The organism is Pedobacter gandavensis (genome assembly GCF_032677645.1).
GTDB classification, from domain to species: domain Bacteria; phylum Bacteroidota; class Bacteroidia; order Sphingobacteriales; family Sphingobacteriaceae; genus Pedobacter; species Pedobacter gandavensis_A.
Genome location: NZ_JAVTSB010000012.1, coordinates 106,153 through 127,542, shown reverse-complemented (window position 1 = coordinate 127,542; position 21,390 = coordinate 106,153). Strand labels below are relative to the sequence as shown.

General features: G+C 41.7%; 18 protein-coding genes and 1 riboswitch. All 18 genes read right to left on the bottom strand.

Features of this window, described 5'->3' with window-relative positions; translation table 11 throughout:
* Positions 1-2: 2 nt before the first annotated feature.
* The 18 genes from R2Q66_RS19605 to R2Q66_RS19520 all read right to left on the bottom strand — a co-directional run bounded on the left by R2Q66_RS19605 (position 3) and on the right by R2Q66_RS19520 (position 21,320).
* Positions 3-3,524 (bottom strand): TonB-dependent receptor, encoded by a 3,522-nt coding sequence (locus tag R2Q66_RS19605; protein ID WP_316752254.1) that lies wholly within the window; start codon positions 3,522-3,524, stop codon positions 3-5.
* Between the two features lie 239 nt (positions 3,525-3,763).
* The gene (locus tag R2Q66_RS19600; protein ID WP_316752252.1) at positions 3,764-4,801 is read right to left on the bottom strand and encodes a FecR family protein; all 1,038 of its coding nucleotides are present in this window, start codon (positions 4,799-4,801) and stop codon (positions 3,764-3,766) included.
* A gap of 118 nt (positions 4,802-4,919) precedes the next feature.
* Positions 4,920-5,498, bottom strand: a complete 579-nt coding sequence (locus R2Q66_RS19595) for an RNA polymerase sigma factor (RefSeq protein ID WP_316752250.1) — start codon at positions 5,496-5,498, stop codon at positions 4,920-4,922.
* A gap of 154 nt (positions 5,499-5,652) precedes the next feature.
* Entirely contained in the window at positions 5,653-6,579 is a 927-nt protein-coding gene (locus tag R2Q66_RS19590; protein WP_316752247.1) for a transporter, read from the bottom strand.
* Between the two features lie 47 nt (positions 6,580-6,626).
* Positions 6,627-7,670 (bottom strand): cytochrome-c peroxidase, encoded by a 1,044-nt coding sequence (locus R2Q66_RS19585; RefSeq protein WP_316752245.1) that lies wholly within the window; start codon positions 7,668-7,670, stop codon positions 6,627-6,629.
* A 6-nt stretch (positions 7,671-7,676) separates the two neighbouring features.
* Entirely contained in the window at positions 7,677-8,528 is an 852-nt protein-coding gene (locus R2Q66_RS19580; RefSeq protein WP_316752243.1) for an MbnP family protein, read from the bottom strand.
* A 7-nt stretch (positions 8,529-8,535) separates the two neighbouring features.
* Complete coding sequence (locus R2Q66_RS19575) at positions 8,536-9,675, bottom strand: cytochrome-c peroxidase (protein WP_316752241.1); 1,140 nt, start codon at positions 9,673-9,675, stop codon at positions 8,536-8,538.
* 7 nt (positions 9,676-9,682) lie between these two features.
* A complete protein-coding gene (locus R2Q66_RS19570; protein WP_316752239.1) occupies positions 9,683-10,483 on the bottom strand; it encodes an MbnP family protein in 801 nt (266 codons plus the stop codon).
* A gap of 141 nt (positions 10,484-10,624) precedes the next feature.
* Positions 10,625-11,014 (bottom strand): hypothetical protein, encoded by a 390-nt coding sequence (locus tag R2Q66_RS19565; protein ID WP_316752237.1) that lies wholly within the window; start codon positions 11,012-11,014, stop codon positions 10,625-10,627.
* A 4-nt stretch (positions 11,015-11,018) separates the two neighbouring features.
* Positions 11,019-11,657, bottom strand: coding sequence for an SCO family protein (locus R2Q66_RS19560; RefSeq protein WP_316752235.1), 639 nt, complete (start codon positions 11,655-11,657; stop codon positions 11,019-11,021).
* Positions 11,657-12,091, bottom strand: a complete 435-nt coding sequence (locus tag R2Q66_RS19555) for a hypothetical protein (RefSeq protein WP_316752233.1) — start codon at positions 12,089-12,091, stop codon at positions 11,657-11,659. Before R2Q66_RS19555 ends, R2Q66_RS19560 begins: the two co-directional genes overlap by 1 nt.
* Before the next feature lie 216 nt (positions 12,092-12,307).
* Positions 12,308-12,682: a hypothetical protein gene (locus tag R2Q66_RS19550; RefSeq protein ID WP_316752231.1), complete on the bottom strand. Its 375-nt coding sequence runs from the start codon at positions 12,680-12,682 to the stop codon at positions 12,308-12,310.
* An 83-nt stretch (positions 12,683-12,765) separates the two neighbouring features.
* Positions 12,766-13,152 carry an acyl-CoA thioesterase gene (locus R2Q66_RS19545; protein ID WP_182959797.1) on the bottom strand — a complete coding sequence of 129 codons (387 nt, stop codon included), beginning with the start codon at positions 13,150-13,152 and terminating at the stop codon, positions 12,766-12,768.
* A gap of 66 nt (positions 13,153-13,218) precedes the next feature.
* Positions 13,219-14,223, bottom strand: a complete 1,005-nt coding sequence (locus tag R2Q66_RS19540) for a beta-ketoacyl-ACP synthase III (RefSeq protein ID WP_316752229.1) — start codon at positions 14,221-14,223, stop codon at positions 13,219-13,221.
* A gap of 58 nt (positions 14,224-14,281) precedes the next feature.
* A complete protein-coding gene (gene metE, locus R2Q66_RS19535; protein ID WP_316752228.1) occupies positions 14,282-16,600 on the bottom strand; it encodes a 5-methyltetrahydropteroyltriglutamate--homocysteine S-methyltransferase in 2,319 nt (772 codons plus the stop codon).
* 164 nt (positions 16,601-16,764) lie between these two features.
* A riboswitch (cobalamin riboswitch) is annotated at positions 16,765-16,957 on the bottom strand.
* Positions 16,958-17,016: 59 nt separating this feature from the next.
* Positions 17,017-18,771: an ATP-binding protein gene (locus R2Q66_RS19530; RefSeq protein WP_316752225.1), complete on the bottom strand. Its 1,755-nt coding sequence runs from the start codon at positions 18,769-18,771 to the stop codon at positions 17,017-17,019.
* Positions 18,772-18,864: 93 nt separating this feature from the next.
* Positions 18,865-19,992 carry a sensor protein KdpD gene (locus R2Q66_RS19525; RefSeq protein WP_316752223.1) on the bottom strand — a complete coding sequence of 376 codons (1,128 nt, stop codon included), beginning with the start codon at positions 19,990-19,992 and terminating at the stop codon, positions 18,865-18,867.
* Between the two features lie 257 nt (positions 19,993-20,249).
* Positions 20,250-21,320, bottom strand: a complete 1,071-nt coding sequence (locus R2Q66_RS19520) for a porin (RefSeq protein WP_316752221.1) — start codon at positions 21,318-21,320, stop codon at positions 20,250-20,252.
* Positions 21,321-21,390 lie beyond the last annotated feature (70 nt).

Sequence of the window (21,390 nt, the reverse complement as noted above, 5' to 3'; positions counted from 1 at the left end):
GATTAAAATTTCAAATTTAAACCCACAAGGAAAGTCCGCTGACTTGGGTAAGCACCATCATCCACACCAAAAGCAGTTTGGTTGTCCGTTTCACTGGAAGTTCCAATTTCAGGATCAATACCAGAATATTTGGTGATGGTGAATAAGTTGGCCGCAGAAAGGTATATCCTTAATCTACCTACTCCGAGTTTCTGCAAAGTCTTTTCCGGAAGGGTATAACCAATCTGGATGTTTTTTAGTCGCAGGTAAGAGCCTTTCTCTACAAAATAAGAGTTGGGCACCCCATTAGAACTAAAAGACTGATCCTTTTCCTGAATTGGCGCCTTCGCATTTCTATTTTCCGGTGTCCAGGAATTATAAAGTGCCGTATGACTTTTTGCACCACCAAAAGAAGAAGAGAAATCTGTCCACCATTTCACCTGATTCCAGATCGAATTTCCCTGCACGCCATAAAAGAACATACTCATATCGAAGTCCTTATAATTCAGAGCGAGGTTCAGTCCATAACTAAAATCAGGATTGGCATTGCCAAGAAAAGTACGATCGTCTGCATTTATCAGGCCATCACCATTCACATCTTCATATTTGAAACGGCCCGGAGCAACTGCATTCTGATACACCGCATTCGGGTCTGAGCTTTGCTGCTGAACTTTTAAGTTTGCCGCATCAATCTCTTCCTGCGACTGCCAGAAGCCAGCTACTTTATAACCAAAGAACTCACTTACAGAATGACCAACCTGGTTACGAACGATATTACTGCCATCAAAACGACGGGAATCAAGATCATAGTAATCTGCATCACCCGAAACCTTTTGAATCAGGTTATTATAGGTGGTAATGGTAGCTGTTGCAGTCAGTTTAAAATCTTTACCAATATTGGTATGACCAGTAAGGGCAAGATCGAGTCCCTCATTTTTCATTTTACCAATATTCAGGAAAGGCGTAGCCGATGCTCCTGTAGTGGCAATCATTTCCGGATTGAACAATAAATCGGTAATATTCTTTCTATAATAGTCAGCAGAGATCTCCAGTTTACCTGCGAATAAAGTAGCATCAATACCAATATTAGCATTGGTGTTTTTCTCCCATTTAGCACCAGGATTACCGGTTCTATTTTTATAAAAACCAGAAACCACGCTATTCCCTCCCCCTATTGCATAATAAGAAGGTGCAATATCACTGCTATAGGTATCAAATGAATTCCCTTCGGACACGTTTAACTGGTTACCCATCACACCCCATCCGCCTCTGATTTTAAGATCCGAAATCCAGGATACATCCTTTAAAAACGGCTCCTGTGAAATCCGCCATCCCCCGCTTATTGCCGGAAACCAGCCATAAACATTCTCCAAAAACTTGGAAGAACCATCTCTTCTCAGTGTACCACCTAATAGATATTTGTCTTTAAAGTTATAATCTACACGTCCGATTAAAGAGAACATCGCGCTGGAAATCCGCTCAGAATTGGCATCCTTTGGTCCGCTACCGGTGGTCAGGTTGGTATAATCCGGATCAAAAGAAAAATAACCTCTGTTACTGCCGCTCATCGTACTGTAACGGTTGCGCAGATATTCTGTACCTACCAAAGCTTTTATGCTGTGAACCCCAATTTGCTTGTTAAAAGCAAGGGTATTGGTCCAGGTATAATCAAAAGCAGCATAAGAGGATTCTGAATAAGAATTACTGGTATTATTCTCTGCATTTTCATATTGAGGATACACAAATGCCCGGCTATTTCCAGACAAATTAGAACCCCCGAAAGAACTTCTCAAAGTTAGGGAGGCAGGGAGATCGGCTTCAATAAATACATTACCAAACAACCGGTTATCAGTGGCTTTATTATTCTTTGTTCTGCTCAACATCGCTACGGGGTTAAAAGCATCCCCGAGTTCGCCACCATAAGAGCCGGCAAAATTACCCATGATATCATATACCGGAATAACTGGCTGCTCTCTAAATGCATGGCCAATGGCATTATCGCCGGTTAAGCCACCAATTTTAGGGTTACTGGTGATCGAATAAGAAAGGTTTTCTCCTACTCTCAGCTTTTTCCCAATGTTAAACTGCGTATTTGAGCGAAGCGTATATCGCTCCAGATAAGTGTTCATCAGCGTACCCTGCTGGTTAAAATAATTGGCAGAAAGGAGGTAATTTCCAAAATCAGATCCGCCACTCACAGAAACATTATGGCTGGTAATTGGTGCCGGACTAAAGATCTCTTCATACCAGTTTGTTCCGGTTTTATTGGCCCGGGTAATACGATAAAATTCATTATATTCTGCATCCGAAGTAAAGAATGGCTTTACCTTGTAAAGTGCAGGATTTACGGAAGGATCCCCATCCATTGCTCCTATAGGCAGGATATAATCCGGAACTACATAAGTAGGGCCATTACCATACAGGTCATCATTCAGGTCTGTTTCTCCGGAATTGATTAACATCTGACGTTTCAGGGTGGCCATTTCATTTGGATTCAGGATGCTCCATACATTTCCTGTTTTCGGACGTTGAGTACCGTAATAGGCATCATACGCCACCTGAACTTTTCCTTTACCTTTTTTGGTGGTGATTACAATCACCCCATTTGCAGCACGGGAACCATAAATAGAAGCTGCACCGGCATCTTTCAAGACCTGTACAGACTCAATATCATTTGGATTAATATCAGAAACGCTCTCTGTTGGCACACCATCCACCACATATAAAGGACTATTGTTCCCGAAAGTATTGATTCCGCGGATCGTCACCTGAGGCTCTTCTCCCGGTTGTCCGGAACCTAACACGGTTACGCCGGAAGCCTGTCCCTGCAACAGGTTGTTCACTGATGCTGCCGGTTGTTTGAGCATTTCAGAAACATTGACCACCGATACTGCACCCGTCAGGTCTTTCTTCTTTTGGGTAGAATAACCTACCACCACCACTTCCCCCAGGGAAGTTGGCTCTTCAGTTAGTTCCACATTGACCAGTGTTTTACCCTCAGCAGGCACTTCTTTGGTCATAAAACCAATGTAAGTAAAAACCAGGGTAACGTCTGCAGTACTCGTACTGATCGCATAATTACCGTTTGTATCGGTCATCGCGCCAATATTTGTCCCTTTTATTTTAACACTAACGCCAGGCAGGCTTTCTCCTTTTACAGAGGTCACTTTTCCTTTGATGGTGACGGCTGCTTTTTCTACGCCGGCTTCCACCGCGGCAAGGCTCCCTTTATCATACAATAGAATGTGTTGATCTACCACCTTATACGTAATATTTAATGGTCCGAGGGCATCTGCCAGAATATCTCCCAGCCGCTTGTTGACCACATTTAAAGAGGTGGTTCGTTCAGATTTGATCGCCGAAGGGCTGTAAATAAACTTCACTTGAGTCAGGCTTTGTATTTCCTTTAAGATCTGTTTGATTTTACCTTCGGTAATGTTTATAGAAATTTCTTTGTTGAGTACACCCTGGGCCTCCGCGGTTTTCGCGAAAGTACTACAGCTGAACAAGATGACAAGAAATATTTGGCTTACAGATATCCGCATTGCTGTTATTATTAAAGCAACAAATCGCTTTTTATTCATACCTTTAGAAGTTTTTGTTCGTTAATGTGAAAGTTTCGTTCAAAATCATTTTAACTGGCAATGTTCCGCAACATTGTCAGTTTTTTTTACCCTCTTTTTTCTAGTAGAAGTTTCTCTTTTTCATACGCATTTGGTTTGGTTGGTTAGGTTTAGTTAATTGTAATCCCTGGTTTCGTAGGGTATTCTCTTTTACACTGGTATTATTTCTTAGGCTTAATGATGATGGTGGTTCCGGAAACCTCATAAGATGCCTTTACCGCTTCACAAAGAAAATCCAGTTTATGATATAGGTTTTGGTCCGTAAGATCACCGGTAAAAGTATTGTCCAGCAAAGACTGATCTTCTATCCGGAAGTCTATCCCATAAGTCTTTTTAAGCGTTGCAACCACCTCCGCAAGTGGTGCATCATTAAAAGAGAACAGGTCTTTAACTTCCGTCTTATCGTTTACTGCTAAAGGTTCCGGATCAGGCACGAGGCTTTGCTCAAAACTATGATCAGCGGCTTTGAAAATCGTTTTCTGATTTGGGGTCAGGATCACTTCTTTGGTATGTCCCAGGATATTATCTACCAGATCCAGGCGACTAAAAACCGGAGACACAGCCACTTTACCGGTTTTCACGATCACTTCCGTTTCGGCATCACCCGCATTTGCACGTACCTGAAAACTGGTTCCTATAACTTTGGTGACTACCTCTTTACTATACACCAGAAAAGGTCTGGCCGCATCAGGACTGATCTGAAAGAAACCGGTTCCATCGAGTACCACTTCCCGTTTATCTTTCAAAAAACGGCTCGGGTATTTAATACTGGCATTAGCTTCCAATATCACATAACTGCCATCCTCGAAGCTTACCTTTTTCGGTTTTGCATCAAAATTGATTTGTTCTTTAATGTCATTGGAGAAGCTGGCGGTAATAAACTGAGGACGGACTTCCTGTTCTTTAAAGAACAAATATCCGGTGATTAAACAGAAACCTGCAATCGCGGCAGCAACAGCAGTCCAGCGCCAAAGTCTTACACCTTGTGTTTTAGGTAGCGGTTCTGCTCCTGTAGAAATATCGGTATGAATCCGATCCCAGAGTTTCTGTTCAATGGTATTGATTTCCCTTGGATTAATTTCTTCCAGGCCCTCTTTATCCAACATCCCATACAGCTCCTCAACGACACGTTTTTCTTCCTCTGTACATTTTCCTTCCAGATACCGGTCCAATAAAAGATGAAATGCTGCTCTACTCATTATTATAGCTTTTAAACTATATGTCAGCTAAAGCAGGGCGACCCCTAAAGAAAATTAAAATATTTATTTCTGCGTTTAAGAAAACAGGATGACACTGGTAAGAACAGCAGGATGGTGCTTATAAAAACAGTAATATAAATAAGGGTAAGAAGAGGTAATCTTTTAAATGAAATCGCATAGATTTAAGCGACTGTGTGATGTGATATTCTACGGCTTTTTCAGAGATATTGAGTTCTCTGGAAATGTCTTTTACGGAATAATGTTCTATCCTGCTCAGTTTAAACACTTCTCCGGTTTTTTTAGGCAACCTGGCGATCCCCTCCGTCAATGCATCCGTCAGTTCATTCAGCATCAAAAGATAATCGGTATTGTCTACACTGTAATTGTGCTGTACTTTGAGGTGATCCTGATATTTCGCCCTCACCAGCTGTGCTTTATAATGATTGATGATGCTATATTTTAAACTTCCAAACAGGTAGTTATTGATGGAGATAATGCTGATATCTTCCCGTTTCTTCCAAAGTTCTACAAAGAGATTTTGCGTGAGTTCTTCGGCCAGTTCCTTATGGTGTACCTTCTTATAAGCGACCTGGAATACACCTTTCCAATAACGACTATAGATTTCCCTGAACGCAGACTCACTCCCATGCTTAAAAAGAATGATCAGTTCGTCATCGGTCAGTATGGAGAGATTCATAATGTCGTCAAAATAGGTTAGTTAGGTCTGGCTCTAACAAACTTAACAATTAAAACCGAAGGTTTATCACAAATTCTTTACAAGGAATCAGCAAATGACTCAGCAGGATTGACAATTCCTGCTGAGTATTATTTATTAAATAGATAATTTATTATCAAAAAGGAAGAGAAACATGAATCATCATCCGGTTCCCTGCTTTAGCTCTGCCAGCTGCCAGATCCTGTGCACGTACGTTTTGGTAATTTGCACCCATCGTAAGGCCCTTTAAAGCCAGTTCTACCCCTGCCACTGCAGATAAGGAATAACCACCGGAGACCTCCACATCATACTTATTATTTTCTACATCTTTCTGCGCAGTTTCATACAATACGCCTGCATTTGGCGCTATAGTTATTTTTTCTGCAAGCCTGATTTTATAATAAGCCAGCAAATTAGCGGTCAGTTTATTACCATAACGATAGTCGTACTTATTCTCCGTGTTCATTTTATAGTTGACATTTGCGTTTAAACCCAGGTCATTATACCGGATATCATAAGCGGCATTGATCGTAAAATCAGTACTTGCCGTGCCCAGTTGAAAGTTATTCGGAGATTCGCTAACCGCTAAACGCTCGGTTGGCTCATACTTTCCGGTAGGCACTTTGACTCCGCCACCAATCCAGACCGACTGCACCAGTAAACGATCTCCAAGTGTTCCCGTTTGATCCAGCAATTTATAGTAACCCATTAAGGCGATGTCTCCTAGCCCCGTTTTAGTACCATTCCCGGTCTGACTAACCCTGTCGTTAAAATTATAAGGAACAAAGGCCAATACCCTGAATTTAGTGCCAAAATTCCAGCCTCCCCAAAGCTCCATACTCTGGTAAGTTTCATCGGCTGTAATTGGTGTTCTTTCTCCCATTGGCCCCAGATGGGTTTGTAAGGTCTTATGTTGATACCTTAATCCGATAAAACGCTTGTTATATTCCGGCAAAATCCCCAGGTAATAACTTCCTACCCCACAACCACAAATGTCACAGGCCCTACTTGCGGTCACTACAAAAAGCATCAATACGGTAACTAATATTAGTTTATTTCTCATTTTCATTTTGTTATTATTGCAGCCTGTTCCCAGCCTACCTCATGGTATTATTGTTCTGAAAAGCGCTTATCATTGATAAATGCTTCATCATTTAGCGTCCCTAAGAACGCCGTTAATTTCACTTTGTCTGTGTTGGTCAATTCGATACCTAACCTACCGTTTTTACGGAGCAAAGGATCCAGATTTGGCGTATCCTTAACCTCAGAATTGTAATGTTCCAACATCCCATCCAGGGATAAAAACCGACCATCATGGGTAAAAGGAGCCGTATATTTCAGGTTCCTCAAAGAAGGCACTTTAAACTTATAACGATCCGTCTGAATCAGCGTGACCGCATACAAACCCTGGTCATTTACCGCACTGGTTCCCAGGCCATTGTTGCGGAATGAGCCATCGGTAAACAGCGGTTCTGAGTGACAGGAAGCACATTTATCTTTAAAAATCAAGTATCCTGCCTGCTCATCTGCAGTAAAAACAGCCCCTTCTTTACGCATCACCTGGTCGTATTTTGAATTGCTGCTTACACACATCAGCATAAACTGAGAAAGTGCTTTCATAAACCTGGCTGTACTCACTTCTTCTGAGCCAAAAGCCTGTTTAAACATCACTGTATATTTAGGCACCGCCCTGATTTTATTCAGTACATTATCCAGGCTTTCATCCATTTCCTCATGCGTGGTAATGGGCGTAATTGGCTGAAGATCCAGGTCGTACACCCCGCCACCCCACATAAAGGCCTTATTCCATGCCAGATTCATGATTGGCGGAGAATTCCGGGTGCCCAAACGGTCGTCGATACCATGGCTCACATCATGCCCATGCTGCGTAAATGCAGCAGATTGAATGTGACAGGAACCGCAGCTAATGGTGTTGTTGCGGGAAAGCCTTGGATCATAAAACAAGGCCCTACCCAGTTCAAAACCTGCTTTTGTGACCTCATTATTGGCAAACTTATAGACCGGTTCCGGGAAGTTTGAAGGCTTTTGAAAACCCAGAAACTTTTCTATTTCTTCTTTTAGCGGATTATCCTTTTTACAGGCCAGTACAAACAGGCCAAAAACCAGTAAAACTATCCAGTGTTTCTTCCTCATCCTGGCTTAATTTTCGGTATGATCATGCTTAAACATATCGGCGTAATTCCCGGCCACCGTACTGCTGAAATCATTAAACATCACGTTTGGATGTTCCGCAATACTAAATGGTTTCTTCCCATTAAAAACCTTCATCAGGTCTACAAAAAGATGCACATTACTGGCTCTGTCTTTCCTTACTCTGGCGATACCGGCGGCATTTAAATCCAGGGTAATCACTTTGACATTATTGATGGTAGGCACCGTATAACCGCCAAAAAAACCAATATGGTATTTGAACTGCTTTTTACCGGTCGGATCTCCATTGGCATCATCAGAAATCACCTTTGAATTGCCCTCATATTTAAAGAAAATATAGCCGTTATTCCAGCCCCAATACATGCCCCCATTTTCATGATCGCCCCCCGCAGCAGGATCTAATACCCCGGTACGCTTATCTATAGGCATGGTACTGCGCAAACTATCCACCCCTAACGTAAAGGTAAGTTTGGTATAATCTCCTTCAGGCACTTTTACACTGGCAAAACGCGAGGCTTTATCTGCGCCTTTAATCAGGAAATAACTGCTATCGGGGTTTACGGTATAGCTTTTCCCCGCCGCAGTTTCTACTTTAATATTGCTGATGAAGTACTGTAAAAAGGAAATGGTAAACTCTTCTCCTGCGGCATTTTTATACGGACTTCCTGTATTGTTTAGTGTAAAAGTTCTGGCGCCTACGATATTATCGAACTCGATAGATAAGGGAGCCAGGTTAGTTTCCTGAAACTCAGGTGCAGGGTTATCTTTTTTAGAACATCCTGCAAAGCTGATGCTGAGTACAGAAAGTAAGGTTGCTATAATGATATTTGTATTCTTCATATTGATATTAATTAATGGCACTAAATTTTTTATTACTGATCAATTCCTGATCGGTAAGGCTGTTCAGGAAGGCGATGATCGCTTTTCTTTCCAGTTTCGACATTGGAATCCCCGGTTTCCCCTGGTTCTGGAACAGGCTTACATCAGTAGTTAAAGATATCCTGATATCATACTGGTAATGGTCTAACACTTCTTCCAGTGTTTTAAACCGACCATCATGCATGTAAGGAGCGCTTAACAAGACATTTCTTAAGGAAGGCGTTTTAAACTTCCCTAAATCGGAAGGGTTAAAACTCACCCTGAAATGTCCCTGATAAATCCCCTCTTTATCCTCCGGAAAATGATCATCCAGGCCGTTATTATGGAAACTCTGATCCGTAAACAGGCCTCCATTGTGGCAATTGCCACATTTCGAAGCAACCAGGTTCATTCCAAGGAGTTCTTCCTCATTGAGCAAAGCTGATTTTTCCTGCCGGATATATTGATCGTAAGGGGAATTAGCAGAGATCAAAGTCCGCTGAAATTGCGCCAGTGCTTTGACCACATCGGCAGACCTGATCTCTGCTTTAAAAACCTGTTTAAACTGTTGCACATAATCTGGCACAGCCTTTAACTCCGCTTCCAGTTCATAAAGATCCTGATGCATTTCATCTTCGCTGGTTAATGGCCCAAAAGCCTGAGATTCCAGGTTTTTAGCACCTCCATCCCAGAATAAACCCTGATTGGCCCAGGCCAGGTTAAACAAAACCGGCGCATGGCGAACCAGCTGTTTTCCGGAAAGGCCCTGCGTACTCAAAGCCAATCCGTCTGAGAAAGCCAGGTCCTGATGGTGACAGGAAGCGCAGGAAATCCGGTTATTACCGGATAAGCGAACATCGTAAAACAAACGCCTACCCAGTTCAATTCCTTCTGCTGTTAATGGATTATCAGGCTGGGCGATGATCACAGGGAAGTTGGCAGGCCGCAGTAATTCAACCGGATGTAAAACCTCCTTAGTCAAAACAGCTGGCATCTCCTTTTTACAGGAAAGCAGCACCAGCCCTGTCCAGATCAACAAGCTGAACATCCGGAAAGCAGCGCTCTTCTTAAGCCATAAGCTTATCCAACAGCCAGTATCAGCAGGAAAAGAAACCAGGTTAAAACGCATGACCTTCTTAATTCACAGTTTTTACGGTAAACACTTTTGTGCTGTAATTAGCCGCTACAGCAGCCATTACCGTAGCTTGTGCGGCGCCTACTACCGGAGTAGTCATCACATCAACTCCCTCCAAGGCCTTTGCCAGGTCTACATTTAAAGTAATCCCTGATGATTTCAGCCCAGTAACCTTTAAAGTCTGCGGTAAATCCAGGACTACCGTTTTGTAGTTAGCATTTAATCCGGTTTCAACTTTCAGGGTTTTTGAAGTTGGCCCCTCTGTTACTTTCCCTGTTGCAGAAGTAAAAATATAGCTGGTAAGCCACATCCAGGAAACGTTGGTCATCCCATTTAAAGGAGAAAGTTCGCCCGATAATAAGCTGAGGTTATCATTGTATTTTGGGTCTACGCCGACAGAGAATTTCAGCGTTTTATAATCCCCGGCTTTGAGGTCTTTCAACACGATATCTTCTCTTTTAGTGGCCGGATAAACGGTTGTCGGCAGGTCGTTATTTACGCCTGTAAGAGAAATTGTACCGGTTTCTTCCATTAGAAAATAAGAAGCAGGGATTTTAACCTCTTCGCCATTGGTATTCACCAACACTACGTTGCTGATCCAATACCTGAATTTATTGAAATTCAAAGTTCTTCCGCCTGAGGTAAAGTCCGTATTCAATGCAAAATCGGCAGTTCCAAATCTCGCATCGAACGTAAGGGTTGTTGTGCCCTGGCCTTCTACAGCATTAATCGGGTCTTTATCTTTTGAACAAGCAGTAAACAGCAATGCTGATAACGTAATCAGGGTAAGTATTCTTTTCATTTTATTTGAAATGGCATGCCCATAACTCTTCCGTTAAGCCGAAAAAGCGGGCTGTATTTTTGTAATTAATTGACAATTTCAGGGAAATAGCGGCTATAGGTTTCTAGCTAAAGCAAACTACCGCTCGCTCAACTATCCCTGCTAAGAAAAAATGAACCTACCGGAGGGGGGTGGATGAGGAATCTCGCTACTGCGTACAGGGAGATCAAAAGAAATTTCTGAGGGAAATTTTACTTGTTTTACCAGGAAAGGAAGTACAGGTAAGTCAATAACCGTTAAAAAGAAAACATCAGCAGCACTTTTCTTTTGCGCCTCTCTTTCCTGTTTCTTTTCTTTTTCCTCTGCCTGTTTCAGCTTTTTAACCAGGTAACATTTACCATTGCAATGCATGGCCGGCTTGTCTTTATTTTCACAAAGTACCGTTGCAATATATCGCTCATTCAGCTCAAAACCCGCATATACGAAAACCCTGCTGAATTGTGCCAGTAGTAAGGTAATCATTAAAACAACTGCGGTAAAGCGTTTCAACATGAGCTTATTTTTTATACTCTTTTAACAGAATATCCATATCGGTCATCAATTGCTTAACGTCCGTGTCCAGTGTCCCGTCATAAGCACCTCTGATGCGTTTTTCTTTATCTACTAATACCAGGTATCCCTGGTGTATAAAACCACCGGGTGCTTTCTGATCTTCTTGTGCAGAAACCAGATAATTACGCTCGGCAAGGGCATAAATGTCATCCCTGCTACCCCATAAATACTCCCATTGCGTCCCTTTTACACCCAGTTTGTCTGCATAAGCTTTCATTCTGGAAGGCGTATCATATTTCACATCAATGGTGTGGGAGGCGAGTTTCACTTCCGGGTTGCCTATGTATTTCTCATAAACCTTCATCAGGTTGCGGTGCATGGTCGGGCATATCGTCGGACAAGAGGTGAAAAAGAAATCAGCCACATAGATCGCTCCATCGAAGTCTTTCTCTGTTACCACCACACTATCCTGATTAAAGAGTTTAAAGGCCGGAATCGTCCTGAAAACACTATCTATAACCGTCTTACCATCAACTACGCGCTCGCTCTGCTCCAATTGTAAGAAAGGCAATCTTTTTGGTTGTTCTTTACAACTAAAAAGAAACAACATCGTGCCGCATAGGCCCGCTAAAACTAACCTCATTATTTCGGGAATTTACTGAAGTAAGCTGCTGAGGTTTTTATCTCTTTTTTATAGAGGCTGTCGACCGCCACAATCTTCTCTTTTTCCTTTTGGAAATACTGAATGGCTTCTCCATTTGATTTACCGGTGATATCCGGTTCAAATTTGTGCATCCAATCGTTCATACGATCCTCAGCAGTAGTCAAATCCTTCAAAAGCGCCGTAATGGTTTCCTTTTCTTTTAAGGTATCAATTTCAGGATGCTTTGTTTTCAAAGCCGCCATATTTTGCTGTAAAGTATCCAGCTTCATTTGATAGTTTACAATCGTACTATGGTCGCCCATCACTACATCATGGAATTTCATGACATCATCGCGTTCTTTCTTATAATCTACGGGTTGCGTGCAGGCCATAGCAGTAATGGCCAGTAGCATTGCTCCAACTAATTTCTTCATCTTATCATTTTAATAAATACCGGTATATAGTCTTTTGATTTTCCCGGCTTCCCTGCCTAAAGAATGGATAGCGCTATACCCTCCTTCTAAAGAAAAGAAAAACTGAAAAAACAAAAGACCAGCATAGCAAGCGCCACAAAAAACAGCGCATTCCTATCAAAAGCAGCCTATTGAATTCAACAATCAATGGATACTTTTTAAACTAATTCTGGTTAATTATCCGATAAACTGAGGAGGGTGAAAAATGGCATTACGAATCGCCTGTGGCATTCCGGTAGAAACAGGAACGTGGCGTGTAATTTCCGCGAAAGGGTATTGTTTAAACACGAGCGGCGTAACCACTAATGCATCTTGAATTTGTGTTTTCTGTGCTTGTCTTTCCTGCTTTTGTTCCTTGTCTTGTGCTTGTTTTAACTTTTTCATTAAATAGCACTTCCCGTTACATTGCAATTGGGGTTTATCTTTATTCACACAGAGTTCAGCAGCGATATAGCGCTGGTTCAATTCAAAGCCAGCAAATACAAAAGCATTGGCAAAGTTTACCATTAGTAAACTGAGTAAAAGCAATATGGCTGTTGGTTTGATTAACATCAGGCGCAAAGATAAGGAACTAATCCGGGGATATTGCCAGGAAAAGCATAAAAAAAGCAGACCGGAGCCTGCTTTTCAATTGATTATTTTAATATTTTAATCGGTTTCTTGTGTTCATCGATGGCTACAAATGAAAACTCTCCGGTAACCGCTTTTTCGCGGTCTTCGGAGTACATTTGCTCCACATATATTTCGACTCTCACTTTCAGACTGGTATTTCCGATATGCGTTACTGTACCGATAAGCTCCACAATGGTTCCGGCAGGAATAGGCCTTTTAAAGTCAATCCTGTCGCTGCTTACCGTTACCATGATCTGTCTGCTGAAACGGGTAGCGGTGATAAAAGCCACCTCGTCCATCATGTGCATGGCCGTTCCGCCAAATAAGGTGTCGTAGTGGTTGGTTGTATTAGGAAACACAGCTTTAAAAATCCGTGTCTCAGAAGCTTTAATTCTGTCTTCTACAGTAATATTTTCTTTAACGCTATTTTCTACTATCATTTGATTTTCTTTAATCGTTTCCCTTCGGGGGAAATCCTATTTCCCTCTTAGTTTGCCCCATTTCAAATAGGTAGCACCCCAGGAGAATCCAGCACCAAATGCGGTTAGCAATAGTTTATCGCCGTATTTGAAATCGTCTTTAAAATCCCATAATACCAAAGGAATCGTTGCAGCAGTTGTGTTTCCGTAACGCTCGATATTCACTTTTACCTGCGATTCCGTTAAACCCAGCTGTTCTCCAACGGATTGGATGATTCTTAAATTAGCCTGATGAGGAATCAGATAGTTGATTTGTTTGATGTCCAGATCATTTGCTCTTAAGATTTCTCTGCAAGTATCTGTCATGCCCTGAATGGCGGCTTTAAATACCACACGACCATCCTGACGCACGTAATGCAATTTCTGGTCTAATGTTTCCTGAGTTGCAGGATATTTAGAGCCACCGGCAGTTACAATAAGGTTTTCCTTACCGCTACCATCAGTTCTGAAAAAACTATCAATTAATCCAACTTCTTCTTCTGTTTGTTCTAATAAAACGGCTCCGGCACCATCACCAAAAAGAATGCAGGTATTGCGGTCTTTATAGTTAATGATCGAACTGTTTTTATCGGCACCAATGACCACAACTCGTTTGCAACGGCCACTTTCGATCATGCTCGCTCCTAAAGTCAGGGCATAAAGAAAACCACTGCAAGCGGCATTGGTATCGATACCCCAGGCATTTTTCAAGCCGGCTTTTTCACACACAATGCTCCCTGTAGAAACCATCACATAGTCTGGAGTGGATGTAGATACAATCACACAGTCTATATCATCCGGATTTACATTCCCATTTTCCATTAACCTCAATAAGGCTATCGTAGCCATATCCGAGGTAGCCATATTCACATCGTTTGCTATTCTTCGCTCCCTGATCCCGGTTCTGGAAACGATCCACTCTTCGTTGGTATCTACCAGTTTTTCCAGGTCATGGTTGCTCAAAATAGTGTCCGGAACATAACCACCAACTCCGGTTATCACCGCATTTTTACGTATTCTCATTCTGTGTGCTGTATGTATTGAAACAGGCAAGTATGCCACTTGCCTGTTATTATTTTTTTTACAAAGTTACAGCTTCTTCAACATATTCCCGCAGTACTTTTGCAGCAGCGACCATTTCTATTAGTGCTTTTTTTGTTTCCTCCCAATGTCTGGTCTTCAAACCGCAATCCGGATTTACCCAAAGTTGGGCTGCAGGGATCACTGCGCGGGCTTTTTCGAGCAGAAAAACCATCTCTTCTTTGGACGGAACTCTTGGCGAATGAATATCATAAACCCCTGGTCCTATTTCATTTGGGTACTTAAAATCAGCAAAAGCATCCAACAATTCCATCTGAGAACGGGAACATTCAATCGTGATCACATCCGCATCCATATCTGCAATGTTTTGGATGATGTCATTAAATTCAGAATAACACATATGGGTGTGAATTTGTGTCTCATTTTCGACACCACTGGCCGAAATACGGAATGCACGTACCGCCCAATGCAAATAATCCTGCCAATCTGCCTTCCGAAGCGGCAATCCTTCGCGTATTGCAGGCTCATCAATCTGGATAATTTTGATCCCTGCACGCTCTAAATCTACCACCTCATCTCTGATCGCCAAAGCAATCTGCGTACAGGTTTCTGAGCGGGGTTGGTCATTGCGGACAAAGGACCATTGTAAGATCGTAACCGGCCCTGTCAACATCCCTTTCACCCATTTGCTGGTTAACGATTGCGCATAAGCCGACCATTTCACCGTCATCGGTTCCGGACGATAAACATCGCCATAAATGATGGGTGGTTTCACACATCTGCTACCATAGCTCTGAACCCAACCGTTTTTACTGAACGTAAATCCGGCCAGTTGTTCGCCAAAATATTCGACCATGTCATTGCGCTCAAATTCGCCATGTACCAATACATCTATTCCTGTTTTTTCCTGGAATAAAATGGTTTCCCTGGTTTCTTCAGCAATTAAATCATCATATTCCTGCTGACTCAACAATCCTTTTTTATACCGCGCCCTCCAGCTTCTTACCTCTGGTGTTTGCGGGAAAGAACCAATCGTCGTAGTCGGGAAAAAAGGTAGTTTCAAAGCTTCCTTTTGTGCGATACTTCTTAGTGCATAAGGCGCTGAACGGTGTTCATCCTGCTCCGTAATTCCAGCTACCCGTTGTTTTACCGCAGGATTGTGAATTAACGAAGAAGTTTTACGGTTTTGATGCGCCTGGATATTACTTTCCAGATCAGGCAAGGCCGATGGGTCATTTTCAGCCAGTTTTTTCAGCGTGATCACCTCTGCTACTTTCTGTTTCGCAAATGATAACCATTGTTTGATTTCAGGCGTTAAAATCGCATCGTTAGTTTCCAGATCCAGATCGCATGGCGAATGGATTAAAGAACAGGAAGGACTAATGATCAACCTGTTGACACCCAGTTTCTCTTTGGCCAGCTCAATTAATTTTAAGGAAGCGCGGAAATCATTTTTCCAGATGTTACGGCCATCTACTACCCCTAAAGACAATTTAAGCGAAGCAGGAATGGCCGCTAAAACACTTTCCAATTGCTCCGGATTTCTCACCAAATCAAGATGTAAAGCATGCACAGGTAGTGCCAGGGCCAGTTCAGTATTGTCTTTTAAAGCTTCAAAATAGGTGGTCAGTAGGGTCTTTAGTTTAGGGAATTGTTTTTTAATCTCTGTGTAAACATATTTAAAAGCCGCTTTATCCTTTTCTGTTAAATCTAAGGATAGGAATGGCTCATCAAATTGCACCCATTCTACCTGTTGTTCTTCCAGCTTTTTAAGCAGGTCGATGTAAACCGGCAACAGGTTTTTAATCAGGTCGATTCTTTCGAATCCAGCCTCTTTTTCTTTTCCAAGGAGCAGATAAGTCACCGGACCGATGATCACCGGTTTGGTTTTAATTCCTAGTCTTTTACTCTCATTATACTCATCTAATATTTTAGTAGAGAATAACTTAAACTGTTGGTCTTTGGTAAATTCAGGAACGATATAATGGTAATTGGTATCAAACCATTTGGTCATTTCCATGGCGGTAATGTCCAGACCGTCTGTCTGATAGCCTCTGGCCATGGCGAAATACAGATCCAGCTCTGAATTTGCCGAATTTAGAATCACCTCATGGTAACGTTTAGGGATCGCTCCTACGGTTAAGGACAGGTCTAATACCTGGTCATAAAAAGAGAAATCATTTGAAGGAATCAGGTCAATGCCCTGTTCTTTTTGGAGTTCCCAATTTTGCTGGCGGATGTCTCTGCCTACTTGTACGAGGTTTTGAAGCGTACTCTTCCCTGCCCAAAATTGCTCATTGGCTTTTTTGAGTTCTCTGTTACTACCTATTCGCGGGTAGCCAGGATTGTTTGTTAGCATGGTCTTGCTTTTTAATTGATGAAAAAATCAGTTAAAAGTTCTTGTGCTAAAATCACAATGCAGGCGAAAAGAAGATATGGAAAAACAAATGTATAGGCACAGGCATACCATCAAGGTATGTAGGTGATACACATCTACCTGACCCATGCTTCATCTCGCGAAAGCATTGTCAATTCGGTAAAGGCAGGTCTCCTGACTTGTAACATTTTTACCATCCTTCCCATTCCATTTCTGGAACAGTGGACATTCATGGGTAAAAACCTTGTTGTGTTACTTACAGTTGCGCGACAGTTCGTGATTTACACACGATTCCCTATTAATCTACAGCTAAGTAAAGCCTCTTCCGGTTGATGATTGAAAAAATTAAAGAACTTATTAAGGCCAAATGTAGCGAAAAATCTTTCTCCTGGTATATGTTAAGAGGCAATAGGCAAGGAAAAACAGAATTTACTGCCTTCCCCTAAGGCGCTTTCTACCCAAATCTGACCACTTTCGGCTTCAATAAAATCTTTGGAAATCGCTAGTCCTAAACCAGATCCGGATTTATTATTACCGTCTGTAGGCACCTGAAAATACTTGTCAAATAACCGCTTTTGATAGACTTCTTCGATTCCTTTTCCGAAATCCTGAACAGAAAATTCGATGTGATCTTCTTTTTCGAGTACCTGAATAACCACCTTAGACTTCTCCGGACTGTAACGGAGTGCATTGGAAAGGAAATTGACCAATACCCAGGCTGTTTTCTCGACATCGACATAGATTTTAGGGAGGTTATTCCTGCTGATCAGCTCCAATTCAATTGATTTTTGCTCTGCCTGAAAACGGACAGAATCCATCGCATAAATGGCAATCTTCCGGGGGTCAGATTTCACGAAATTCAGTTGTAAATTCCCCGTTTCTACCTGCGCCAGATCTAAGAGCTCAGAAGTGATTTTCAACAACCGGCCGCAATCTTCTTTGATGTGCTGCACCAGTTCTTTCTGCTCCACATTCATCGGCCCTACCCGCTCATCATCCATCAGTTTCAAGCTCATTTTTATAGAAGATATGGGTGTTTTCAGCTCATGGGATACCGTAGCAATGAAATTCGTTTTGGCTTCATCCAGTTCTTTAAACTGGGTGATATTTTTCAGAATATATACCTCACCTGCTGCTTTAGCAGTTTGAGACATCGCCACATCCCCTTCCGCTCCATAAGAAGGAACTGAAATTTCTCTTTTCTCCAGCTGGAAATAAGACTCTTTCTGATCAGCATAAATCTTCATCGTTTTCTCCGTTGGCTTGTCCTGGAGAATCCGGTTCAGTAAGTCATTTCTTTTCATTAAATCCTGCGCATTTTTACCGATAACTTCTTCGCCATTCAGGTTTAAAAGTTCAGCGGCAACCTTGTTAAAAAACAAGATTTCTTTTTTCTCATTCAATCCGATAATGGCATCCTGCATCTGCTCAATAATTGCTTCAATTCTTCGCTTTTCCGACTGAATTTTAGAAAGATTACTATTTTCCCATTTGTTCAATTCCTGAGTCATGGTATTAAAGGATGTTGCCAGTTCAGAAAACTCATCTGTACCGTTAAATTCCAGTCGCTGTTTGTAGTTTTTGCGACTAATTTCGCGGATCGCTTCGGAAAATTCTCTTAAAGGATTAGCTACAAAGCCCGGGAAATTCACGATGAAAGAAAACAAGATCAGAAAACAAATAGAAGCGGCAAAGATCACATACATGGCGGCCTTTTCTATTGCTTTCTGGGCCGTATCATTTTTGCGGACAATAGCCGCCATATTCAATTGATCAATTTTTCTCAATTCCGAACGCAATTCGGCAACAGCCTGATCAACTTCCTGCTCCGAAGCCCCCGGGCGCATCATGGCCGCATAGGCCTGATGCAAAGCATCAACCGCAGCCCCCTCCCCTTTTTCCGTCACATTCTTGCCTTCCATGGCCATGTAGCGCTCAAACTGCTCTTTTGCAGCACCAGAAAATGGCAAAGCTTGCTGATCTAACACTTCACGCATACTACTCGTGTAGTTTAGGGTTTCATAATTATCTTTCAGGATCACCTTTGAACTCAATGAAATCTGATTCATGTAAAACAAAGAGATTGCTCCGAAAAAGAGTACCACGATGAATAGGAATCCGAATCCAAAACGGAGTTTGGTTTTTATTTTCATGACTATATATTGTGATTGTAAATAGGGTTCTGATTAAATTTTCTTTATATATTTCTATAGCGCTAAGGATATTTTTAATTGGCTTCCAGCCTTTTAAGATAAAATCACCAGATCAGTTTCCGTAGTAGAGATGTGTTTTAAAAGCTGGTTAAAAATAGCCGTTCTCCAGACCACCTGAAAAATGTTCAAATGAGGTTTTCCGATACAAATAGTGGTCACTTCTTTTTCATCTGCAATTCTCATAATCGTTTGGGTAACCTCATCGCTCTTCACTTTGATCACCTCTGCCCCCAGCTCTGTGGCCAGCTTCAGGTTATTAATCAAATGTCGCTGCAAATCTAGCTTAATTCTGTTACCACTTTCGCTGCTATTCTGCACATACAGTACAATCCAGGGCGAATTATAATAAGAGGCCAGACGGGCCGTTTTCCGGATCACCGTTTTCGCGGTCTCATGATTGCTGGAAATACAGGCCAAAAAACGTTCCGGTCGTAACTTGATTTGTTTGGGAATCTCGATGTTGATTTTTCTTTCTAAACGATGGGCCACCTCTTTCAAGGCCATTTCCCGTAGCTGCAAAATCTTTTCCGACTGGAAAAAGTTCCCTAAGGCCCTTTCAATCTTTGTCTCATCATATATTTTTCCTGATTTTAAACGGTCAATCAATTCATCTGCCGTTAAATCAATATTTACGACTTCATCTGCAAACTCTAAAATTTTATCCGGAATCCGTTCGTTAATTGTAACACCGGTTATCTTTTCAATTTCGGCATTCATACTTTCCAGATGCTGGATATTTACGGCCGAAATCACACTAATCCCTGCTTCTAAAATATCAATTACATCCTGCCAACGCTTGGTATTTTTGCTGCCCTCAACATTAGTATGCGCCAGTTCGTCTACGATAACCACTTCCGGATGGATATTTAAGATGGATTGCAGGTCCATTTCTTCCAGTTCTTTGCCTTTATAAAATATTTTGCGTCGGGAAATGATAGGAATTCCTGCTAACAGGGCATGTGTTTCTGCCCGATTGTGCGTTTCAATATAGCCAATCTGTAAGTCCAATCCATTTTTCAATAAAGCATGGGCCTCCTGCAACATCCGATAGGTTTTCCCTACCCCTGCACTCATACCAATATAGACCTTAAATTTCCCCCTTCTGGAACGCTTGACCAGGTCTATAAAATCTTTTACTGAGCTCGATTTATGATCTTCCATTCTGCTTACCATTTAATTATCACGTAGGCTTGATCTATCAAATACCACAACACGATAATCAGCAGTAATCCAACACTTAGCACTGGAATAAGTTTAACCGTAGTGATATTATAATTTCTTTTTTTCATGAATATCTGTATTATATTTCATTCTGGTTTCATTCTAAAAACACGTTCATCATTTTGAAATCACCACCATACTCCAGACAGGGGAAATCCGGCGTTTTTGGGAAACAAAATGATGAACGTACTTTTTATTTAAAAAGCAACCGCAATGCTTGCGGTAATCGCGGCATTGTAGTTCACTGCGCTTGTTTTACGCATAAAAATCTTGTCTTTGCTGTCGTAAAGTTTTCCTTCCAACCGAACCACTGCATTCGTTACCGGTGCATAATCAAGGTTTAAAGAATAACCAGTGGTTTTAAATCCATCTGTCGTTCCGGTTGCGATTAACATTCCGTTTCTATCCTCGTAATATTCTACTCTTCCTGCAACGGCCCAATTTGGGTTGAAACGGTATTGAGCGATAGCTACCGGCGAAAGCACTTCGTTTTTCGCTGATTTTCCTTTTTCTTTCTGTTGTGTTCCGTAATCTAAACCAAGTGTTACACCAAAATGATCTGTTACCTGGAAGATTCCATAAACATTGTGATAGAAGCGTTTAACACGTACCGAATCCGCACCTTCTGTTCCTAAATAATTGCTATAATTTACTGTGATTTTATCTGTCGGTTTCCAGGTTAACTGTACACCACCGGCAGGTTTAGAATTGGCGTCCTGACGGGTAATTCTTTGCCATCCGTTTAGATAAAGTACCGAGGCACTGAACTTCCCATCTGCTGTTCCGTAAGTAATTTTGGCACCAGTCTCAAAGTAAGGTGTGTTTTCAGAAGAGATATTTCTGGTGAGTACCCAGCAATCTTTTGATACTGCACTTTCAAAACCGATGTGTGAAGAGAATACCCCTGCATCGATCCATAAGTTCTGCGTTTTAGAAAGTTTAATACCTGCATTGGCTTCGTAAATATTCTTCAATACACCTGGTTCGGCCGCTAAATTGGCATTGGCATAAGAGCCGGCCATGAGGGCCATATTCGCGCGCACCCTACCGTTATCGTAATTTGCTTTAATAAAACCCAGATTCAGGTTCAGTTCATTGCTGCGATTATGAGAATAAATAAAACCGGGTCTGTTGTTGTTTGATGGTTTATTGAAATCATAACTATAAGAAGTTTCTACATAACCTGTCACTTTAATCTTTGTTTCTTCCTGAGCATAAGAACAAAGGGCAGTGCCTAATACAGCTGATAATGTTAAAAGTTTTTTCATTTCTAATTGAATTCGAATTTGTGTTTTAAAGGATTTAAACAGGCTCCTTCAGGCCTTTTTAAATTGATTT